Source organism: Streptococcus nakanonensis, from assembly GCF_059738785.1.
Window position 1 is genome coordinate 1,525,428 of sequence record NZ_AP027139.1, and the last position, 21,551, is coordinate 1,546,978.

Annotated in this window: 12 protein-coding genes and 1 tRNA gene; 3 read left to right on the plus strand and 10 right to left on the minus strand. The window is 37.8% G+C overall.

From position 1 onward, the window contains the following. Nucleotides 1-2: 2 nt before the first annotated feature. From AC6I9F_RS07415 to mnmL, 3 genes are read right to left on the minus strand one after another with little or no spacing between them, the layout of a single operon-like run. Entirely contained in the window at nt 3-257 is a 255-nt protein-coding gene (locus tag AC6I9F_RS07415) for a hypothetical protein (RefSeq protein ID WP_049521301.1), read from the minus strand. Continuing rightward, nucleotides 250-807: a tRNA 5-(aminomethyl)-2-thiouridylate-methyltransferase MnmM gene (mnmM, locus tag AC6I9F_RS07420; protein WP_498021408.1), complete on the minus strand. Its 558-nt coding sequence runs from the start codon at nt 805-807 to the stop codon at nt 250-252. Before mnmM ends, AC6I9F_RS07415 begins: the two co-directional genes overlap by 8 nt. Continuing rightward, nucleotides 791-1,747: a tRNA modification radical SAM protein MnmL/YtqA gene (gene mnmL, locus AC6I9F_RS07425; RefSeq protein ID WP_261053797.1), complete on the minus strand. Its 957-nt coding sequence runs from the start codon at nt 1,745-1,747 to the stop codon at nt 791-793. The genes mnmM and mnmL overlap by 17 nt, the downstream gene beginning before the upstream one ends. Nucleotides 1,748-1,838: 91 nt before the next feature. Between mnmL and AC6I9F_RS07430 the strand changes: the two genes are divergently transcribed. Then, on the plus strand, nt 1,839-2,198 hold the full coding sequence (locus AC6I9F_RS07430) for a DUF3397 domain-containing protein (protein WP_023945634.1): 360 nt from the start codon (nt 1,839-1,841) through the stop codon (nt 2,196-2,198). A 79-nt stretch (nt 2,199-2,277) separates the two neighbouring features. Here the strand turns inward: AC6I9F_RS07430 and AC6I9F_RS07435 are convergent, their stop codons facing one another. The 6 genes from AC6I9F_RS07435 to AC6I9F_RS07460 form a co-directional block, all read right to left on the minus strand. Then, complete coding sequence (locus AC6I9F_RS07435) at nt 2,278-2,586, minus strand: hypothetical protein (RefSeq protein ID WP_285306204.1); 309 nt, start codon at nt 2,584-2,586, stop codon at nt 2,278-2,280. Between the two features lie 481 nt (nt 2,587-3,067). Continuing rightward, nucleotides 3,068-9,637: a S8 family peptidase gene (locus tag AC6I9F_RS07440; protein WP_498021411.1), complete on the minus strand. Its 6,570-nt coding sequence runs from the start codon at nt 9,635-9,637 to the stop codon at nt 3,068-3,070. A 764-nt stretch (nt 9,638-10,401) separates the two neighbouring features. Further along, nucleotides 10,402-10,474: transfer RNA gene (locus tag AC6I9F_RS07445), tRNA-Thr, on the minus strand. 100 nt (nt 10,475-10,574) lie between these two features. Beyond that, the gene (locus tag AC6I9F_RS07450) at nt 10,575-11,360 is read right to left on the minus strand and encodes an ABC transporter permease (protein ID WP_498021414.1); all 786 of its coding nucleotides are present in this window, start codon (nt 11,358-11,360) and stop codon (nt 10,575-10,577) included. A gap of 1 nt (nt 11,361) precedes the next feature. After that, the gene (locus tag AC6I9F_RS07455; protein ID WP_164226854.1) at nt 11,362-12,180 is read right to left on the minus strand and encodes an ABC transporter permease; all 819 of its coding nucleotides are present in this window, start codon (nt 12,178-12,180) and stop codon (nt 11,362-11,364) included. Nucleotide 12,181: 1 nt separating this feature from the next. After that, the gene (locus AC6I9F_RS07460) at nt 12,182-13,174 is read right to left on the minus strand and encodes an ABC transporter ATP-binding protein (RefSeq protein ID WP_498021417.1); all 993 of its coding nucleotides are present in this window, start codon (nt 13,172-13,174) and stop codon (nt 12,182-12,184) included. A gap of 325 nt (nt 13,175-13,499) precedes the next feature. Here AC6I9F_RS07460 and relB point away from each other — a divergent pair, with 325 nt between their 5' ends. After that, the gene (gene relB, locus AC6I9F_RS07465) at nt 13,500-13,787 is read left to right on the plus strand and encodes a type II toxin-antitoxin system RelB/ParD family antitoxin (protein ID WP_498021418.1); all 288 of its coding nucleotides are present in this window, start codon (nt 13,500-13,502) and stop codon (nt 13,785-13,787) included. Continuing rightward, nucleotides 13,777-14,118: a type II toxin-antitoxin system RelE/ParE family toxin gene (locus AC6I9F_RS07470; RefSeq protein ID WP_498021419.1), complete on the plus strand. Its 342-nt coding sequence runs from the start codon at nt 13,777-13,779 to the stop codon at nt 14,116-14,118. Before relB ends, AC6I9F_RS07470 begins: the two co-directional genes overlap by 11 nt. Nucleotides 14,119-14,629: 511 nt before the next feature. Here AC6I9F_RS07470 and AC6I9F_RS07475 read toward each other — a convergent pair. Next, complete coding sequence (locus tag AC6I9F_RS07475) at nt 14,630-21,061, minus strand: YSIRK-type signal peptide-containing protein (protein WP_498021421.1); 6,432 nt, start codon at nt 21,059-21,061, stop codon at nt 14,630-14,632. Nucleotides 21,062-21,551: the final 490 nt, after the last annotated feature.

The window sequence follows — 21,551 nt, forward strand, 5'->3', positions numbered from 1 at the left end:
CCTTACTCTTTTTTACAACAGGATTCAAATATCTCCTTCTGCTCTTTGATTTTTTGGTCAATCTTGGAACAATCCTTGTGCTCAATTTTTCTCTGGCACCGTTCCATTTCAAGAGCAACTAATTTTTTCTTGATTTTGAGCATTTTTTTGCTCATGTGTGCTTGGTCTAGCACGCCCACCGCTCGTTCGTGGTGGGTTGATTCAACAAAATTCTGGCGCATGGCATCCAGCTTTTCACGTAGGTATTGTTTATCCATGTCTATATCTCTCTAATTTTTCAATCATTACTAAAAACGGTGGATTGTTGACTTGGTTTAAAGTTCGATAAATAGCAGCTGTGTACTCTTGTTGGTTCAACTGGCTAACAAAATCCAAGACAGCATCCCTCTCGAGGTCGCCTCCATCATGACCATAATAGATCATAATGGCAATTCGTCCACCTTTGACAAGTAAATGACACAGCTTTTCTAATGCTTCAATCGTTGTCTGAGGTCGGGTGATGACAGACTTATCAGCTGATGGCAAATAGCCCAGATTAAAAATCCCTGCCTTGGCTTCTGTCACAAACTGGTCCAGTATCTCATGGCCTTGCAAGATTAACTGGGCATTTGTCATTCTAGCCTGGTCCAAACGCTTTTGCGTCTTTTCCAAGGCTTGCTCCTGAATATCAAAAGCATAGACTTGCTTAGCTAGCTTGGCTAGAAAAAGGGTATCGTGACCATTTCCCATAGTCGCATCTACTACGATATCATCCTGAGTTACAACCTCAGCCAAAAAATCATGTGCCATTTCAAGTGGTCTTTTCATTTTCAAACTCCTGTTTTACAGCCTTGCATCCTTGAACACTTCCGCGACGTCGCATCTCCATCTCAATGCTGTTAAGGACTTCCCATTTATTGAGGCTCCACATAGGCCCAATCAGCATATCTCTCGGTGCATCTCCTGTGATGCGATGGATGACGATATGCTTGGGAATGATTTCCAGCTGATCACAGATGACCTTGACATATTCATCCTGACTCATCAGTTGCAAACGTCCCTCGTGGTAATCTCGTTGCATACGCGTATTGGTCATGAGGTGAAGCAAGTGCAGTTTAATCCCTTGAATATCGTTATCCGTGACACAACGGCGTACATTTTCAAGCATCATCTCATGGGTTTCACCAGGAAGTCCATTGATCAGATGGGAAACAATCTCAATCTTGGGATACTTTCTCAAACGCTTGACCGTTTCCACGTACAATTCATAGGAGTGGGCACGGTTAATCAAATCAGAGGTTGTTTCATAAGTGGTCTGTAAGCCCAATTCAACCGTCACATGCATGCGTTCCGATAACTCAGCCAAATATTCAATGGTTTCGTCTGGTAAACAGTCAGGGCGTGTTCCGATATTAATTCCCACTACACCTGGCTCGTTGATAGCCTGCTCATAGCGTTCCCGAATCACTTCCACCTTTTCATGGGTATTGGTAAAATTTTGAAAATAAACCAGATACTTCTGCACGTCTGGCCACTTGCGATGCATAAAGTCAATTTCCTTATAAAATTGCTCACGGATAGGCGCATCCGGTGCTACGATAGCATCTCCAGAACCTGAAACCGTACAAAAAGTACAGCCTCCATGAGCCACAGTTCCATCACGATTGGGACAGTCAAATCCCGCATCAATAGGGACTTTAAAGGTCTTTTCTCCAAAAAGTTTTCGATAATAATCATTCAAGGTATTATAAGATTTCATAACCTTCATTATAACAAAAATCACCCACAATCTCAAAAGCCTAACTTTCCTATAAATTCCTCTGTTTCTCGTTTCCATTAGACTTTTTTTATGATACAATATGGGTATGATTTTAATGAAATTAGCATCTATTTTATTATTGATACTGACCTTAGTCGTCTGCATTATCATAACCAAACTGTTTAGATTAAAAAAACTAGGACGAAATTTTGCGGATTTGGCTTTTCCAGTCTTGGTATTTGAGTATTACCTAATCACAGCTAAAACTTTTACCCATAATTTCCTCCCTAGACTGGGTCTAGCCCTCTCAGTCCTAGCTATTATTCTCGTCTTTTTCTTCCTTTTGAAAAAACGCAGCTTTTACTATCCTAAATTCATCAAATTCTTCTGGCGTGCAGGATTCTTATTAACCCTTGTCATGTATATCGAGATGATTGTTGAATTGATGGCTCAGAAATAAAAAACTAAATCAAAAACACCTCAATCAAACTAAAATACAGTGATTGAAGTGTTTTTCTTTATATCTTTTTTAATAATTCTTATTTTCCTTCTTTATCAGGAAAAAGGTAACCAATACCTACACAAGCCAGCACACCTGCTCCAATCACCAAGCCACTTGAAATTGGCAACAGGTCCAAAATTGCATTGGCAATAATAAAGGCAATAATTAAACACATCAGACTAGCCTTGTAATCCTTTTTCAAAAGATTCTCTAGTGTGAAAAAGAGGAACAAGCCTACCGGAATCAGTGACCAGAGATTGACATCTAAACTTGGCCAGCCAACAGAACCAAAATACACTACTGTCGCTGCTGCTATTAAAAATACAATCCCCAATAACTTTTTCATTTGTTTATCTCCAATTTCTTTTTTAGGAACTTGACTTATCTGATAGTGACGCCTCCTGTTCCTTACAAAAATCATTATAGCAGAGGAGTTTCTCAAGAACAAGTTCGTTTGCCTATCTGGTCTCAATCTCGGTCTAAGTGGCTCAATAATAGCCGTAAAATAAGGAAATAGGTGAAAAACTTCCTTCCAAATAAAAAGGAATTAAGCAACCAAACGCCTTAATTCCTTGAAATTGTCTCATCACCTCTATTAGCCTTTAAATTTTGATAGACTCTATTTTCTAATCAATATGACCAATATTGTCAATACTAACCCTTTCAATCAATTCATTAGTTATCGAAACTAAGTCTATTAATAGATCCAAAAAAGAGTATCAATAGTAAAGTAAACTAAATAATTAAGTTATAAATAGCTATTTTTACAAAACTGTTTCATCATCATACTATCTCAGTACACAAACCATTTTTCTATAGCTTTTGTCTTAATCTTGATCTTTTTTCTTTAATCCAAGAAATGCACCTAAGGTAAACATTATTCCAGCAATGAATGGTGTAAAACCTTCTCTAACTGTTCCGGTTTTTGGCAATCTATCAGAATTGTTAGTATCCGATTTACTATCGATATTGGTATGTTTATTAGCTATATTCTCTGGTTCATTAAGATAAACTTCCTTCTTATTTTCAAAGTTTTTATCATTTTTATCAGGAACTGGAGCTGTAACATCCTTAGTTGAATCAGATCTTTGACTTTCATCTAATTGACTATAATTTACTTGTACAGAAACTGTAGATTTGACATCCTTAGTTGAATCAGGTTTTTGTGAATGATGTTCTCTTTGTAAATCCTCCTTTTTGTAATTTTCATCTAATTGACTATGATTTGCTTGTACCTTATCTTTCTTTTTCGATACATCAAAAGTAGGTTTATTTTCCTCCTCCTTTTTCTCCTCTATTTTCTTAAATACAGGTTTTATAAGGGTATCTTTTGATAGATTAAGAACATAGCCAACGTCTTTTTTCCCTTCGAAACCAGAAATTTCCCAGCCATCAAATTGATATCCTTTTTCTAATTCACCCTCATAGACAGGTAAAATGAAATCTTCTTCCGACACTATCGTTGAACTCATTTCTTTTCCATTTTGAATGGTCACAGTTACCCTATGAGGTTTTAGTTCTCTTACCTCTCCCGTATCTTTGTTTAAAATGAATTCTTTTACGGTTGTATTTCTTGCGAAATCTTTTACAAGAATCTTAATATTTAGTGTCTTATCTGTTAGTTGTTTAATATCATCAAATGATTTATATTCTTTTCCATTTACATAAATATGTTTGTCTTGAATCTCACCATTGAATCCATTATCTCTTTTATCATTGATGTTAAAGACTACAGATTTTCCATCAGCATATTCGATACTAGTATTTCCCTCAGGATCAATGTTTACTTCTGGTTTAACATTATCATATAAAAATTGATAGTGTACTCCAACCGCTTTCGCATTCAAATCGCTATAGCCAGTTTGAAGATAAACATTTCCATCCATATCTGTTACCTTATCTGGAAATCCGTTTGCTTTATAGTCTTTCATTCCCCAGTCCATGATGTCACCGTCTTTAACATTAAGCTTAACGTTAAAATCTCTAGTGTTATCAATGTGTAAATCTCCGTAGATTAAATAATTATCTACAACAGATTCATTAACTCTCAATTCCCAGTTAAAACCACCCTTATCAGAAATCTTACCTCTTAAATAAAACTCTGGATTTCGTACATAAATTTTATTAAATTTAGATGGATTAAAGTAGTTCTTGTCCATTGAAAGGTTTACTGGTTTTGCATCAATAAATAACGTAGAGCCATCTTCTTTTATAGCTTCTACATTGGACTTATCCTCTCCAGTGTACTCTTTATCATCTTTACCAAATAATACAAGTTTAGAAGGATCTGTTACAAGATTTCCATCTTTATCGATTGCCTCCCCTTTATCGTTCATTTTAAATCTAAACACTTGATACCTTACAATGTTAAAGCCGTCCAAAGCCGACATTAATACAGCTTGAGTACTTCTTCCATCTTCAACATTTCTACTGTCAGAATAAATTATTTTTTCTGAAAGGGCTCTTAGATTAGGATTGGAATTTTGTATTTTTGCTATATCTTCCTTGCTATAGACTCCATTTCCTTCTAACATATCCGTTTTTCCAGGATTATAGGTAGTCACTTTTAGTGCATAGCCTTTTCTCAGAATGATATTATCCTTTAATAGATATTGTTGTTTTTCTGAATCAGAATAGATTTTACCAGATTCCATTTCAGTTAAATTGTTTGGTTTGTTCTTTGAAAGATCTCCTTCCCCTAATTCTATTATATTCCCATAACTTGATGCATAGAGATATTCTGTCTTAGTTTCCCTATTTTTTTCAGGCATTCTAATCTTCGTTTCAGCTTTTCTCTGACCATCATCTGTAACAAAGAATCTCATATCTCCTGCAAAAGCTAATCCATCCACAATATCATTAATATTAGCGTATAAATCAAATGTCATCGTTTTTGAATTGGAATCATACTTGGTCGCTTTGATTTCTATATATTTATAGGTATTTCCATAATATACCTTGGCATTTTTAGACACATTACGTATCTTTCCAAGAATTTCAAAGTGTCCATCTTTAGACGGGCTTAGAACACCATAAATTTTTGATTTGATTTCGTCAAGTTTTTCAGTTTCATATTCTAAGGCGCTACCATCGTCATAGGCAGCTATATTTCCTTTATCGTCATATCGATAATCAAGTTCTACTGTTCTTGTACCACCATTTACAAAGTCCTCTTCTTCCCTATATTTCTTTTTAATGAGTTTCTTTAGGTCTTTATTTTCAAAGTTTCTAATTGTTGAAATAGTTTTATTTATTTCAAGGCTAGCTTCTCCCTCAACTGAACTTTCTTCATCTGGTTTTGAATCTTCATCCTTAGCTTGATTATTATTGGTATTTTCCTCTGAGCTCTTTGCATTTTTGAGTTTATCTTCAGAAATTTCACCAAGTTTTTCATATTTAGAAGCATCTTTGTCAGGATCTACTAGGTAATAAGAAATCATCCCCTTTTCATCAGCATGATCAGCAAATTTAATTCTATGAATCTTTGTGAAATTACTAGAGCCATCTAATGCAATGACTTCAATGATTTTTCCTCTTAAATCTCCTGCACCATTAATTTCATAAATAGTATTTCCGTCTTTGTCAAGTTTTCTGTTTCTTCCTTGACCCTCACCTGCATAAGTTACTTCAAGATTTTTCTCAACCTCTCCATCTTCATTAACAAGAGCGGCGCCAGCATACCAAACTTCGTTTGCAATCTCGTCAAATTTTTCAGGATGTTCTTTTTGATCTCTAGCAAACAAGGTTTCGTGTTTGTACTCATCCTTTACCTTGTGGTAGGTATCTTTTGCGATCAATTTAATTTTATCTGGATTAGAAAAATCAATTGAAATAATTTTTGGAGCTGTATTATCAATTTTTACTGGTATATAAGAAACCTGCCATGGGTAATCCTTGGTTAATCTATATTTAAATTTATAGAAATATTGACCTTCCGCAATCGGTTCAAATTGACCTCTTATCTTAGTAGCAGGATCTTGATTATCCTTACTTTCTGGTGCATTTTCTTCTCTACCTCTAGGATTATAGATGAGTCCATCCCACTTCAAGTCACCCCAAACTTTTAGTTTAGAGGATTTGATTCCCTTTGCATCATTGCTTTTAGAATTTAAAATTCCTCTAATAAAGTGTTCTCTCGAAATGACTTTTAAGTCTCTTTGATTTTCTCCCTCTTTATTTGTATTTACTATTGAAATTAATCCTTCTTCTGCACTTCTTAATACAAGTGGAGAAGGTGTTAATCCTCTTTCAAGTTGAGCCTTTTGAGGATTTCCATTTGAATCTAAAGGATAAATGTTAGCAATATTAGAACCACTTGATGATGCATTTAGCCCTTCGTTATTGAAAGCAAATAATTCTGGATTTTGATCTAGGGATGTTCTATTTTTATCTTTTCTATTTTGTATAACTCCTGCTGGATTAAATTTATCTATACCATGTTCTCCACCAATTCCCTTATTTAAGGTTCCTGGAATTTTCGGTTTACCATCATCATCATAACCTCCCATTGTTTTTGATTTTGATCCTTCTTCCCAAGCCCATTTATCAAGGATTGGTTCGTGATTCCAATTTCCAGCAAAGCCCATTAGAGGCATCGATAAAGAAGGTTGGAAGTTTATTTTCTTCCCGTTAGAGTTTAGAGCTTCCATTTCTTCCACTGACTCAAAATGAATAAATGATTCTACAAATTTATTTTTGTTTTTAGCCTCTCCAACATTTATAACCGCATTCAAATCAAAGCTAGAATTTGCGCCTATAGTGAAAGTATCATGCTCAAATGTGATATTTGCTCCTTTGATTTTTTCTGGATGGATTTCTGGAACAATTTGCTTACCATCTGGAGATTTTTCATCTTTATATGTTTCATCAAGTTTTAATCTGTCAGTTAGAGAATCTGTAGTTATCGCTGATGCTGAAACTTTAAAAGTCAAAGGTCTGTTTGATGTATTGTGAAGCTTAATTTTAAAATATTTTTCTTCTCCTTTTATTTCTTTAAGAGAAATAGAACCATAAGAGTTTACCAAACCTTTAGAATCCTTGTTTTTAAAAGTCGCTACAACTTCATTTCTCAAAGCATTGGCCACATTAATTAGCCCTGCTCCCTGTTGTCTAGGTGATGCAAAGTATTGGCTTTTTTCTTTCCAAGACGTTGCGTCCATCATAGGTCGCGCAGTATTTTGTAAAGCAATTTTTGTAAGACTTGTAAGGTCTATTTTGTCATCTCCCTCAAGATTTTTCAATACAGGTCTTTCAAGCATTTCCTTTAACTTCGGTCTAATCAAAACAGTAGAAGCTGCTACGATTGGAGTTGCCATACTAGTTCCTGACATATAGCCATAAGTTGATTTCCCATTAATGACATTGAGAGTAGATTTAATGTTTTTACCAGGTGCTGAAACATCGGGTTTTAAAAGTAAATCTATTCTTGGCCCCCAAGATGTGGATCCTGCTGGAACGATGACATCTTCTTTATAGAGTTCTTTGTCTGTGTCAGGTGCAAACTTAAAGTCAATCTCTTTTTCGTCACCTACATTCGGTTTGTTGGAATTAAAACTTTCCATATCAATTGGATAGTATTGCTCCAATTTATCTTTAAAATCTTCTTTATTATTCCTTTTAATCTCAGTTTTTTTATCAGGATTAATCATGTTCCATAGCTTTACACCATCATCTCCTGAAATTGAAAACACTTGACTTTTAGTACCTTCATCCGCTTCATATCCCATAGCTGGAAGTTCTGTCCAATTATCTCTATTGTAGTAATTGACAGTATTTACAACCATAATGGCGCGTGCTCCCTTATTCGTTGCTCTTTTAAAAGCATCTTTTAAATCCTTGGTATAAATTCGATCCATTACTGCAATTTTGCCTCTAAGATCCAAACCTATCAACTCTTGGTCTTGGCCTTTGCCTATATATACAAATTTCAATTTATCAGGAGCTTTTGAACCATCTTCATTTGTTGTGATTTTATTCTTATCGAAAAAGGCTCCTATATTTCTGTATTTAAAACTTTTTCCTCCAATCTTAACTTTATCAAACTCAACTGTCTGATTTTTAGCAGAAGCGACCGCTATCGCATCTTCATGTGCTGCAGTTCGCGTTACATTTCCAGTATCTGTCATTTTCAGATTATTATTTGCCACTAAATCCCATGAAGAACTTGAAGCAGAAGTCGCATAGTTACCTGTAGCTACAACCATTGGAATGCCTGCTTTTCTTAATGCTCTAATAGCTTGCCAATATTTCTCACCTACAAGACCTGTTCCTGTAAAACCAGATGATACCGAAACAACATCGACATTGTGTTTAATGGAATCTTCAATAGCATGAAACATTGTTTCATCTCCTGCGAAGCCAGATCCTGCGTCAGAGTACATTTTATAAGAGAAGATCTGTGCATTAGGAGCAATTCCATCTATTCCGTTAAAGTTTTTAATATCTTTTTCAGTATCATTTCCCGCAAGAATCCCTGCAATATGCATCCCATGTGGATCAAAATAATCGCTCCCATCATCAGCTTTTTCTACAGTAATTTTACCACCATTATAATAATTGAAAGCATGAGGAATCTTATCACTCAACCAGAAATTTTTATCAGTACCTTTTAAGTCTTCTTTTTTAAATCTCATTGAGTCTTTAGCATCATCATCAATCCTCATGGCCTTATGCCTATAATCTGTCCCGGTATCGATATTTGAAATAACCATACCTCTACCATCAAAATTTTTACCAAATGGAGCATTGATAGATTTTAGGTAATCAATTGCCTCTTCAACTCCAATTTCCTTCCTAGCATGATTCATCATTGGCTGGACTTTTTGTGATCGTTCAACCGATGAGATACCTTCTATTAGTTTAATTTTGTCCAGATTATCTGGAGTTGTTTCTATTGAAACACCATTAAAAATCGTATTATAGGTATATAAAACGTTTGTATCCTTAAGATTGGATAATTCCTTGATTGCTTTTTCTCCAGATTCTTTATCTTTAAATTCAGCAATATAGACAAGTTTATCCTCTTTTTTGGGACTTTCTGGGTCTTTAATTGCAGACGAGTCCGCTTTATCTTCTTTGGATTGATTGGAATCTTCTTTGATTTTTTCTTCTTCATTGCTAGTTTTGTTATCTATCACAGATTCTTTACTAACAACTTCTTTTTCCTCAATAACCGTTGTTTTCTTCTCTTCAGTATCTTTTGAAGTTTCTATAGCATTATGAATATTTTCATGTTTTTCTTTATTTTCTGCTTCCTTATCTACTACTACTTTTTCTGTATCAGAGATATTTAAAGCATCTTCAGAGCTAGATGTGTCTGCTAAAACTACCTCATTAGGGACATATGCTGCTAAAATAACTGCAGCTGTGGTTAATGACAATACTGTACTTTTTTTCATTTTAATTCCTTACATATTTATTTAAATTCCAATAGATAGTAAACTTTAACTTTGCTAGCCTTTGTTATAAAAAGTTTTACTAAGTATTATCTAGGAAATAGAGTAGTACATTTATATATAATTGTTAGCTCTCCATAAAAATAGTATATCATTTAAAAAATTTAAGTCAAGAAAAATTAAGGCAGGTTAATTTTATTTTTAACGCATGTTAATAAATGATGCAAAAGTTTCGTACTTAACGGGGATACATTATAAGCACATTCATACCATCAAAAATAGTAGCAATCAAATTGAACCACTACCAAAATCACAAAGTCAAACATCATTGATGAAATATCAGCGCTATTAAACAATATAAATAACCGCTAAGAATAAGGCTTAACGGTTATTTATACATATCTATTTTTTCAAATCTTCAGTCATATGTTCACCTGTGACCTAGGCTTTACGAGTGCCTTGCTCTAGCAACTAATACTCAATGAAAATCAAAAAACAAACTAGGAAGCTAGCCGCAGGTTGCTAAAAGCACTGCTTTGAGGTTGTGGATAGAACTGACGAAGTCAGTCACATATAAACGGCAAGGTGAAGCTGACTTTGTTTGAAGAGATTTTCGAAGAGTATGAATACTCACGTCCCTTACAAAAATTATTATAGCAGAGGTCAGTTTCAAGAACAAGTTCGTTTGCCTATCTGGTCTCTATACCGGTCTAAGTGGTCTGATTTTCTTTAAAAAGAAAAAGAAGCCTGATGAGACTTCTTCACTTTGCCGATTGCAGGGATCGAACCTGTGACCTAGGCTTTACGAGTGCCTTGCTCTACCAACTGAGCTAAATCGGCTATTACACTTACAGTATAGCACTCTGAGAATAGATGTCAAGGAATTTTCATCTCTATTAGAAAAAGCCTGTCCTGAGACAAGGCTTTGAGTTTCTTCATCTTAGGACCCAGCACTTTCGTAAGAATCCAAGCCCCTGTCCCAGAGTTTAAGGGAAATACCAAAAAAGACAAGGGAAATCAAAATCAAACCTCCAATGTTAAAGAGTACATCCTTGTCCTGCAAGAAATAGCTAGCAGGATAGTATGCCGTAAAGGCAAAAGGTACAATAAAACTGATTAACCAACGAAGAAATGAATTATAAATTGAAATGGGATACTTGGCAAAATCATTAAACATATAGAAAATGTAGATCATGGCGCCTGACTGCTTGGTCCAAAAAGCGATACTAGCTGTCGCGATTTTCAAGGAAGTATAAATCAAGGTCGCAAAAGGAATACAAACTAGGAAAAGCAGGAATTTTGGAAGAGTCCAATCAATGCTTGATACTGTTGTCGCTAGTAAAATTCCACCGACCAAGAGTTCTCCCAAGGCATCAATCTGAAAGGTCTCAACTAGAATATGAAAGAGGGGATTAATAGGACGAGTCAGATACTTGTCAAACTCACCTTTTCGCACTAAGCGCTGTCCCAGAGCCCAAAGATTGTCAAAAAAGAGATGGTCCAAACCCTTGGGAATCAAAGAAAAACCATAGATAAAGGCAATTTCTTGAAAAGTCCAACCTTCTAGGGATGGGATGTGTTGAAAGATGACATTGAGAAACAAGAGATTCAAGCCTTGAGTCAAAAAAACTCCCAGCACACCAACCACAAAATCCACCTTGTACTCCATAATTTGCTTGATGTATTGTCTAATAAAAATCAGATGCATGCGTTGATATTTTTTCATACTAACCTCCTTGAATGGTGATAAATGACTGGACTCGTTTCCAAATCAACTGAGACAAGCCCACCATCACTAAGAGCCAGAAAAACTGCAAAAGGAGCGCCTGAATCATCTGACTGGCATCGTATTTCCCAACAATAATCATGACCGGAGTGTAGATCAAGGATGAAAAAGGCAGGAAGGACAGAATATCTGAAACAACCTTTGGAAAGAAAGCCAAGGGAATCAAACTTCCAGACATAAAGGCCACTATGGAAGTCTTAAGTAGGTTGGAACCCCAAAGATTTTTAAATACAAAGGCTGAAAATCCAAAGCAAATATTAAAGAAAAAGTTAATCAGATAGGCCAGCGTTAAGCTAAAAAGATAAAGGACAGTTAATCCCAGCACCTCTGCAATCCCTTGCCCAGATAAGATTTTCATCAAGACAATGACACTTAAAAATGGAAGGCCAACGCTAATAAAAATCAACCACTTGGAACCAAGTTCTGTGAAAAGATAAGAAGCCGCAAAATGCACTGGTCGCAACAAGCGCATGATAATGGAACCATCCTTGACCTCCTCCCCAATCATAAAAGAGCTATCGGATCTAGTCAGAAGATTGGTCACAAAACTCATGATGATGTAGAGGGTGATATCCGCCATACTGAAGCCCTGAATTAAAGACTCCTGAGAGGAATCAAAGACAGCCTTCCAGAGATAAAAAGCCACAAAAGCCCCCATGACATCGCCAATCCGATAGAGAATAAAGTTGACTCGGTAAGTAATCAACTCCTGAACACCTGCATTGATAAAGGGTTTATAACGTCTCCACAATTTGACCATCTTAGAGCTCCTTTCGATAGAAGCGACGGATAATATCCTCAATATCCGTATCCACCATCTTCAAATCACGGACTTCAAAATCAGATAAGGTTTGCTTGATAATATCAGCTGATTGGTAGCGAGAACTATCGAATTCAATGTTGAGACTGTTTCCTTGTCTATCAACGGTCATATCAGGCAAGCCTTCATAGTGAGAGACGAGATGACTTTGACCTGGCACTAGGTCAAAGGAGAGCGTCTTCATCTTACCAAAGGTCTCCTTGAGTTGGCTCACCGTTCCATCAAAAATCTCCTGCCCCTTATCAATCATAAAAATCCGATCACAGAGTTGCTCAATGTCGCTCAAGTCGTGAGTGGTCAAGAGAATGGTTGTTTCTTCCTCTTGATTGATCTGAGTAATGGCCCGACGAATGTTGTCCTTGACCGAAACATCCAAACCAATAGTCGGTTCATCTAAAAAGAGAACCTTGGGATTGTGAAGCAAGGAAGCCGCTATATCCGCTCGCATCCGTTGTCCCAATGAAAGAGTTCGTACGGGATCCTTGATAAAGTCCTTCAAATCCAAGACTTCATTCAAAAAATCCATGCGCTTATGAAAGAGCGAGTCTGGCACGTCGTAAATCTCCTTTAAAACCGTGTAGGTCTCTTGCAGAGCCAAATCCCACCATAGCTGGGTACGTTGTCCAAAAACAACCCCAATATCTTTGACGTAATCTTGACGATTATCCTGAGGAATCTTGCCGTTAATCCGACAAAAACCAGATGTCGGTTTCAAAATCCCAGTCAGCATTTTAATGGTTGTCGACTTCCCAGCACCATTTGCCCCGATGAAGCCTAAAATCTGCCCCTTGGGAACCTCAAAGGTCAAATCTTTGACCGCTTCAAAGGTCTGCTTTTCAGGATGAATAAAGGAGCGCAAAGCCCCCTTCAAGCCCGGTTCCTTAACTGTCTTCACAAAATTTTTCTGAAGATGTTCCACTTCTATCATTGCCATATCTATCTCCCTATGGTAAGGAATTGCAACATTGTCTTTTGACTACAAATATTCTAAATCCTTACTTTCTAAACCTTCAACATTTTATTATTACAAAAGGCTTTATACCAACCTATTATAGTCCAATAAAAACTAGAATGCAAGCGTTTGCCTAAAATTTGTGAAATTGAAAATTTTTCTCTTAAAATACTACTTTTAATCAAAAATTCTGTTTAATAGTTTAAATTACCAACCTTCCACCCTTCCCTACTAAAACATCCCTTGACTTTCTCTATCTTTTTTTGTAAGATATGTGTAATACAATATCATTACAAGGGGAAATGCCATGTCAAGACTTACACGAGACCGAGTTTATAACTTCCGCGTCAATACTCAACTATTTGAAGAAGCAAAAACCATCCTAGAAAGCCAAAACATCAGCCTTTCAGATGCCCTCAACCTCTTTGTAGAACAAATCGTCCTTGAAAAAGGTCTCCCAATTAAAACAGCCGACCAACTCAAAGCAGAAATCTTCCTAGGCGAACTCAAGGCAGAACTAGATAAAGGCTACCAAGACATCATCGAGGAGCGTCTCTACGACGCAGACGAGGTCTTTTCAAAGTATGGACTATAAAGTACGCTTTACAGAACAAGCCAGACAAGACTTGGACGCTATTTTCATCTACTACTCCACAGACTTCAGTGAAAACATAGCCAAGAAAGTCTTCACTCGTCTCCAACAAATTATCAACCTACTCACCTTCTCACCAGAGGGCGGTATTAACTTTGACCAAAAAATCGGATACTCCCTCTATCCAGAAAATATGCTCAGAATGATTGTCTCTAAACAATACCTACTCTTTTACCTCATTCATGAAAAAGAAGTCCATATCCTGAAAATTATCAATTCACGCACCGACTACCTAAACCAACTCGACCACCTCTTTCAACATATCCAAGACTGAGAAGTAAGCTCTCAGTCTTTTTATTTACTGTAAATCAATGGCATATAAAAAGCATAAACAAGGATTTTTTAAAACTCCCAATCCTCTAACATATCAAGGAGCTCCCCAACGTTCGACTCATGCACAAGCTCACGTTTGGAGAGAGCAGCAATCAAGGCATGGAAACCATTCTCTTTTTAGACTCAAAATGACGAGATTCTGGAACTTCTACAGGTACAAGAACTTTTAACATTATAGTTGATTGAATCTGGAATAGTCCGCCGAGTTTTCTAAAACATTGTTATAAGTTGGTTTAAATCCCCCAATCAATTTATCCATTTTTTATCTCATTTCACTATACAATAAGTAAGACTGAAAAAGTCTTTAAAATTAAAAAACGCATAATATCAGGTCTTGAAAACTTGATACTATGCGTTTTATTGTGGCTTCATTTTATCCTGAAATGAAGTTTTTGCCTATCCTCATTAAGGACAATCTGTTCATTGCAAACAAATTATACCCATTAGAAAGATTAGTCTTCTTTTTTCTTGCGAGCAAGAAGTCCAAATCCACTCAATACTCCAAGAAGTCCAAGTGCTGCAAGACTAGCGTTAGCTTCTGTACCAGTATTTGGTAATTCTTTTTGACCATCAACATATTTAGGTGTTGCTGGCATTTGAGGTTTAGCTGGCTGTTCAGGTATTGCTGGTGTTGCTGGCTCTACCGGTTGTGCTGGTTGAGTCGGTTCAACCGGTGTTGGAGTTGGCATCTCAACTTTGTGGAAGATATGTCTGATATTTCCATTTGAACCTGTCACAGTCTTCACATATTCGTAACCTGGAATTGTTCCCGGTTCTTTAGAACCTGGCTCAGTTGGTTTCAATGGATTTCCATTCTCATCAGTCCAAGTAGTTGTATTTTGCTTACCTGGATTTGGTTGAGGAGCTGGTGGTGTTACTTTTTCATAAACATGAACAGTATCTCCATTTGACAGTTTCTTAGTCTCTACGAATTTATAACCTGGAATCGTTTTAGCCGGAGTTTCTCCTTCTTCTGTTGATTTCACAGGGTTGTTGTCTTTATCAACAGTAATAAGATTGCCTTCCTTATCCTTGAATGTTGTTGTTACTTTTTCGTAGATGTGTTCGATATCTCCGTTTGGAAGTTTCTTAGTCTCTACAAATTTATAACCTGGGATCGTTTTAGCTGGGATTTCTCCTTTTTCCGTTGATTTCACAGGGTTGTTGTCTTTATCAACAGTAATAAGATTGCCTTCCTTATCCTTGAATGTTGTTGTTACTTTTTCATAGATATGAGTTGTATTACCCTTGTTATCAACTTTAGTTTCAACAAATCTATAACCTGGGAAGTCCTTCTTATCAACTTTGCCATCTTCTGTAGTACTTCCTGAAACAACATTCCCATCTGTATCTTTAAACTCCGTTACAGGACGCACAGTTGGAGTATAAGTTTCAGAAACTACCTTACCATTGACGTCTTTCACTTGAACTGTTACTCCAGAAGTTTTCCCTACAAAATCTTTTTCTGGTGTAAATTCAACGACTCCATCCTTGAGTACATATGTTCCTTCTCCTGGAACTACAACTTCTTTCACTTCTTTACCAGTTTTATCAACTAATGTTAGAGTAGACTTATCAAGTTCAACTTTTTCATGACCTTTATTAAAGTTTACTGTTGTATTATCTTGATCTGGCGTATCAAATACTACAGGAGATGTTTGAATAGTTCCACGAGCTCCTTCAGTAACCGATGAAGCACCTGTTGGAGTTACAGCTGTTACCGTTGGAGTGTAAGTCGTTGTTGTAATTGTTCCGTTGGCATCCTTCACTTGAACTGTTACTGGAGTTGCCTTTCCTACGAAACTTGAAAGAGGTTGGAAGGTGATGGTGTTGGTGTCTTTGTTTAGACTGTAGGTACCTTGATTTGCCACTGTGACAGTTGTAGTTTCTGCTCCATCGGCATCAAGAAGCGTTACCGTTCCCTTATCTAGCTCGACAGACTTCTCAACAGTTTCAACCATAGCACTACCTTTAGTAAAGTTCACAGTGCTAGCGTCTGTATCTGCAGTGTCATACTTAATAACTGAAGTCTGGGCTTGTCCTTGCGGTCCAGTTGTCTCTGAAGCTTCAGAGCTTGGTGTTACTGGAATAACTGTTGGGGTGTAGGTAGCTTCTTTCGTAATGCTTGCAGTTTCATTCTTGGCATTTTTAACAGTCGCAGTTGCTTCAACTTTGATGGCATCTGGTGTCCCCTTATACGCACCATCTGGTTGGAAGGTTACTTTACCTGTCGTTGAATCAATTGTATACTTACCAACTGATTGAACAACTACAGATGTTTCATCTGTCGCTTGGCCTGTAGTTGGATCCACAAGCTTATAGCCTGTGATAGTCGTTGTTGCTTCTGCTCCATTTGACAAGGCAAAGGTTGGAGTTCCTTCTTGTTCTGCCCCTTGAATGTCTTTCGATGTCACATTAGTCGACGTTAGAGAAACTGGAGTAACTGTCGGAGTGTAGGTAGCGGTTGAAGTTTCACCATTTGAGTCCGTTGCTTGAACAGTAACACCTGTCCCCTTCTCTTTGTATGATGGATCTGGTACGAAGGTCACAAGACCTGTTGTTGGTTCAATTGTGTACGTCCCCTCACCTGGAATTGTCACACTATCCGTTGCTTGATTTGTTTCTGGAGAAATCAACTGGTGCTTCACAACTGTTACACTCTTGTCTGAAGTCTTAAAGGTTGGAGTTCCACTTTGAGTAGCCCCTTGAATACCAGTCGATGTAGCATCTTCAGATGTCATGGTCACAGCTGTTACCGTTGGAGTGTAAGTCGTTGTTGTCGCTGTTCCGTTGTCATCCTTCACTTGAACTGTTACTGGAGTTGCCTTTCCTACGAAACTTGAAAGAGGTTGGAAGGTGATGGTGTTGGTGTCTTTGTTTAGACTATAGGTACCTTGATTGGCCACTGTGACAGTTGTAGTTTCTGCTCCATTGGCATCAAGAAGCGTTACCGTTCCTTTATCTAGATCGACAGACTTCTCAACAGTTTCAACCAGAGCACTACCTTTAGTAAAGTTCACAGTGCTAGCGTCTGTATCTGCAGTGTCATACTTAATAACTGAAGTCTGGGCTTGTCCTTGCGGCCCAGTTGTCTTAGAAGCTTCAGAGCTTGGAGTTACTGGAATAACTGTTGGGGTGTAGGTAGCTGTCGCAGTTGCAGTGAGTGGGTTGCCAGTAGTATCATTAGCAAATGTTACTGTCAAACGTACTGTAACTGCTGGTGCTTCCCCTGTAAAGTCTTTTTCAGGAGTGAAAGTGACCAATCCTGTATCTTTATCAATCTTGTAAGTACCTATTGTCTTACCATCTTTTGTAGCCGTTACAGAGCCATCTATCGCTCCTTCAAGGCTATAGAGTTTTGTTCCCTGATCAATCTCTGTCTCTTTCTCAGTCTCAGTTTCGGTATCTGTTTTAAACTCAAATGTTGGGTTACCTGATTGTGGACGTCCTTGAATAGCCAATGATTTCGTAGGTTGACCCTCTATATCCAGAGGAGTAACAGTAATAGTGTAGACTGTTCTTGCCGTGGATGTGTTTGCACCATGATCTGTCCCTGCTGTTGTCTCACCAACGTTTGTCTCATCAACTAGGTTAGTATTACTATCCATAACATCTACTGTAACCGTATAAACACCAACTTCTGTCAATTTTAAGCTTGTTGCATCTGGGTAATTATGAGCATCACCAGTCTTTGTGTAAGATGCAACCACCCCACCATTTGGATCAGTTACTGTAATAGTTGTTATCTTGGTATTGTGACTAGTCTTGAAAGTTTTCTCAGCATCACTTGTAGATGGAAGTGAGTCATCTTCTGCATCAGCTACTGTCACATGAGCATTAGTTGTTACCGTACTTACTCCGTCCAAACTGCGATCTACTAAGTCTACAGTTGTATTCATCTTAGTTGTATAAGAAGTCGAAGTAACAGTTGGTTTTCTATTGATAATCGTAGCTTCGTCCGTTGATTCTGCTGTAGTAGCCTTAACCACACCAGAAAATCCTGATGAAGTAGATACTTCCCAATGATCAGCATCTGTCTTTCTAGCTGTCACTACTGACTGATCCGATGACGACCATGTGTTCGTAGCTTTATCGTAAGAAACTGTTACATAGGTTCCATTCCCAACTCTTGTAGCTAAGGTATTTTCTCTCGCATAAACTGTTTCTTTACGAGTCACATCATTAACTGCTGTAACCTTTCCTGTAGCATCATAACTACGGTTATAGGCATAAATATAGAACTTGATAGAGCCATCCGCTTGCACAGAGGTGTAAACTTCTCTATTCGTTACATCATAAGTACCATCTCTGTGATCGGTTCTAACAGTCGCATATTCAGCTGGTAGTTCCCAACGTCCACTTGTTTTATTCAAGGTTGCAACATGTGACGAGTTATCATTATCTTGGAGTGTGACAGATGAACGCATCAAGGATGCTGTAACAGCTTCTGTTTTAGCATAAACAGATATCTTATTTACACCAGCTGTTGCTGTCATTTCACTTGTAACTTTTAATTTAAATTGTTCACCAACTGTTCCGACTAATTCACCAGCTGTCACTGCTGTATTTGTAGTTCCCTCCGCGGCAACATACCACTTGCCTTCTCTATTTTCAAGTGCTGTGACACTTCCATCAGGCATGGTTACCTTGGCATAGGTAGCTCCTTTAGAGATAGTCACTGGGACTTCTGTTCCATATGCAGCAATGTTGAGGACATCAATTTTCGGTGCTACCTTAACTGTGATACCTGCATGGGTTTCTTGCCCCTGGGTTGTCCAACCATTTGCACCTGTTGGCTGGTTCCAGTCCTTAGCATAGGCTGTAACATAATAAATACCAGCTTCCGTTGGAGTCCCACTAATCAAGGCCTTCCCTGTATAACCCGTAGTCACACCGTCAGGACTAGTTAAGGGTTTACTACCATCTAGTGCATAGGTCAATCCCGGAATCTCTGTATCCACGGCACGAGCTGTTCCAGTAGCTGTCACAATATTACCCGAGATTCCTGTAGTACTTGGTCCGTATTGATTACGGACTGTAACATTCGTCCCATCTGCTAGCGTATAGCTAACATTAGCACCGCCAGACATAGCACGAGAACCTGAAGTATCTGAGTAGTGGATATCAATACTATTTGTAGAGTGACCTTGTTCATTGGTAAAGCTACTTTTACCAACCTTTCCTTCAAAGACCTCTCCATTGGTTCCAATGTTTGGTGGAGTTGTATCTTGCCAACCAATCCAACCCCCACGAAGATTTCGGTACACTGCACGTACAGTAGCATTGGTCTGTTTATTGGTATAGGTCACATACATCCGCGTATCATATACCCCATTTGCCAGACCATCTGTCACAATCTTCCCCTGAATAGTATCTGTAGCTGCATTATAGGTTAAACCTGTTGGTAAGTTTGTCGGCTCTACCTTTGAAACCTCCCAGCCAGCTTTGGCTGCTTTCTCTGTCACACTAAATCGTCCCTTGATTTTTTCGATATAAACACGGTCAGTACCTTGTTCATAGACATAGTGATAGATGTGGGTTGCAAGGTATTCATATCCTCCTCCTGCACCAAAAACTACATTATTACCTGTTGAAATTGTTGACCCATCTGCACGGAGTTTTCCTTTCCAGAGGGGAGCTTCTGCAGCCAAGGCTTCTGCTTGTTCCTTGGTTAGAGGAAAATCCATTCGACCTTTATTATTATTTCCTTGACCTGAGTTGCCAGGATTCGTGTCGGTACCTGTCCGTTGGTGAGAGTACACGACTGCTTCCAGAGTCGTAATATCTCCACTGATTCTATCCGTTGAGACATCTCCTCTTGTAGCGGCAGTTGCACCAAAGGTATAGATATCCTTACCTGTTGCAGAGGCTTCTGTTATAGCTGTTGAAACTATCTTATAAGTGCCATCCCCCTGCGGAATGGATATATAATCTTTGGCATTTGGTTGTGCAATTACACCACCGGCAGGAGGCGTATCAGCCAAGGAAACAGAAAATTCTTCTTTGCCTGTTTTACGGAGAGTAACATAGACAGCTTCAATAGATGACTTCAGTTCTGCCATCGATTGGTTAAGGGCTTGGGCACTCGCATCACCATTTGCTAAAGCAGCCTTTGCTTCTGTAATTTTAGCAGCATTGCTGGCTATGGCAGCTCTAATAGCACTCTTGACATCTTCAGAAAGACTTGAATCATTTGCTTCTTTTTCCAAAAAACTATTTGCTAAACGATTGGTTACATCCGCCTCTGACACTCGCTTTTCTAACTCTACTTTTTCAGATGATTGATTTGTTTCTGCTGTATCGACTTGATTAGCTTGTGCTTGACTAGACGCCTCTGCGATTACAGTAATAGCATTTGTTAGGGCTTGAACTTGCTGAGCGACCTCTTCTTGACTTGTTTTAGCTTCTAAAACTGCTTGCGCACTTGTCAATGTTTGATTAGCAAAGTCAAGAGCTAGACTGTCTGTCCCCTTAGTAGCCGACTGGATTGCAGTACGTAAGGTCAAAATTTTCGATTGTAGTTCCGTCTTATCTGCAACTGTTTCTGTAGAAGAGCTAGTTGCCGCTGCTTCGGTATTCTCATCGCTAGCTTGGGATGAGGCAGTATCTTCACCGCCGTCCCTAGTTAGGACTGGTTTTGCGTCATAAGTAGTGGATTTAGATGAGTTAGCACCTTGATTAGCACCCTCATCGCCTATGGTCGGTGTTGGAGTAGCTGTTGAAGATAGTTCATTAACTCCTTCTACTTCTGTTGCTGATACCGCACCAGCTCCAAGAAACATCAAACCAGCCGCAATTGCCACTGATGCTGCCCCAAAACTATACTTACGAATACCATATCGAAGGTATCTTTCAGTTCTAAAATCTTGTTGACCTCTCTTCATGAGATTCAACCTCCTTGATTTATTTTATTCGTGTTGATTTAAAGCATTAGGGCAAATAAAAAGCCCCCCCCTTAAATTTTTTAGTAATATTAAGAGAAGAACATCTTAAAAAAGATTGCTATATGATTGTAAACACTTTAACTGATTATAACATTTAAATTTATAGCATTCAAGTATTATAACTGATAATTATTGAGTTTGAATGAGTGTTTTTTAATTTTATTAGAGATTTTTCTATTTTTCATTAACGATGATCAATGCTTTAGTATAAAACCAATTTAAATACTCTTAAAGAGTATTGTATTGAAACACGTGACCCTAAGAATAACAGCAGTAACTTAAATTTATACTCTTCGAAAATCTCTTCAAACCACGTCAGCTTCACCTTGCCGTACTCAAGTACAGCCTGCGGCTAGCTTCCTAGTTTGCTCTTTGATTTTCATTGAGTATTACCTTACAAGAAGATATTTTGAAATCAAAAAAAGTTGAG

What these genes read in the sequence shown, in the direction of transcription:
- AC6I9F_RS07415 (WP_049521301.1), bottom strand. Translation starts at nt 257, where the DNA reads ATGGATAAACAATACCTACGTGAAAAGCTGGATGCCATGCGCCAGAAT.
- mnmM (WP_498021408.1), bottom strand. Translation starts at nt 807, where the DNA reads ATGAAAAGACCACTTGAAATGGCACATGATTTTTTGGCTGAGGTTGTA.
- mnmL (WP_261053797.1), bottom strand. Translation starts at nt 1,747, where the DNA reads ATGAAGGTTATGAAATCTTATAATACCTTGAATGATTATTATCGAAAA.
- AC6I9F_RS07430 (WP_023945634.1), top strand. Translation starts at nt 1,839, where the DNA reads ATGGGTATGATTTTAATGAAATTAGCATCTATTTTATTATTGATACTG.
- AC6I9F_RS07435 (WP_285306204.1), bottom strand. Translation starts at nt 2,586, where the DNA reads ATGAAAAAGTTATTGGGGATTGTATTTTTAATAGCAGCAGCGACAGTA.
- AC6I9F_RS07440 (WP_498021411.1), bottom strand. Translation starts at nt 9,637, where the DNA reads ATGAAAAAAAGTACAGTATTGTCATTAACCACAGCTGCAGTTATTTTA.
- AC6I9F_RS07450 (WP_498021414.1), bottom strand. Translation starts at nt 11,360, where the DNA reads ATGAAAAAATATCAACGCATGCATCTGATTTTTATTAGACAATACATC.
- AC6I9F_RS07455 (WP_164226854.1), bottom strand. Translation starts at nt 12,180, where the DNA reads ATGGTCAAATTGTGGAGACGTTATAAACCCTTTATCAATGCAGGTGTT.
- AC6I9F_RS07460 (WP_498021417.1), bottom strand. Translation starts at nt 13,174, where the DNA reads ATGGCAATGATAGAAGTGGAACATCTTCAGAAAAATTTTGTGAAGACA.
- relB (WP_498021418.1), top strand. Translation starts at nt 13,500, where the DNA reads ATGTCAAGACTTACACGAGACCGAGTTTATAACTTCCGCGTCAATACT.
- AC6I9F_RS07470 (WP_498021419.1), top strand. Translation starts at nt 13,777, where the DNA reads ATGGACTATAAAGTACGCTTTACAGAACAAGCCAGACAAGACTTGGAC.
- AC6I9F_RS07475 (WP_498021421.1), bottom strand. Translation starts at nt 21,061, where the DNA reads ATGAAGAGAGGTCAACAAGATTTTAGAACTGAAAGATACCTTCGATAT.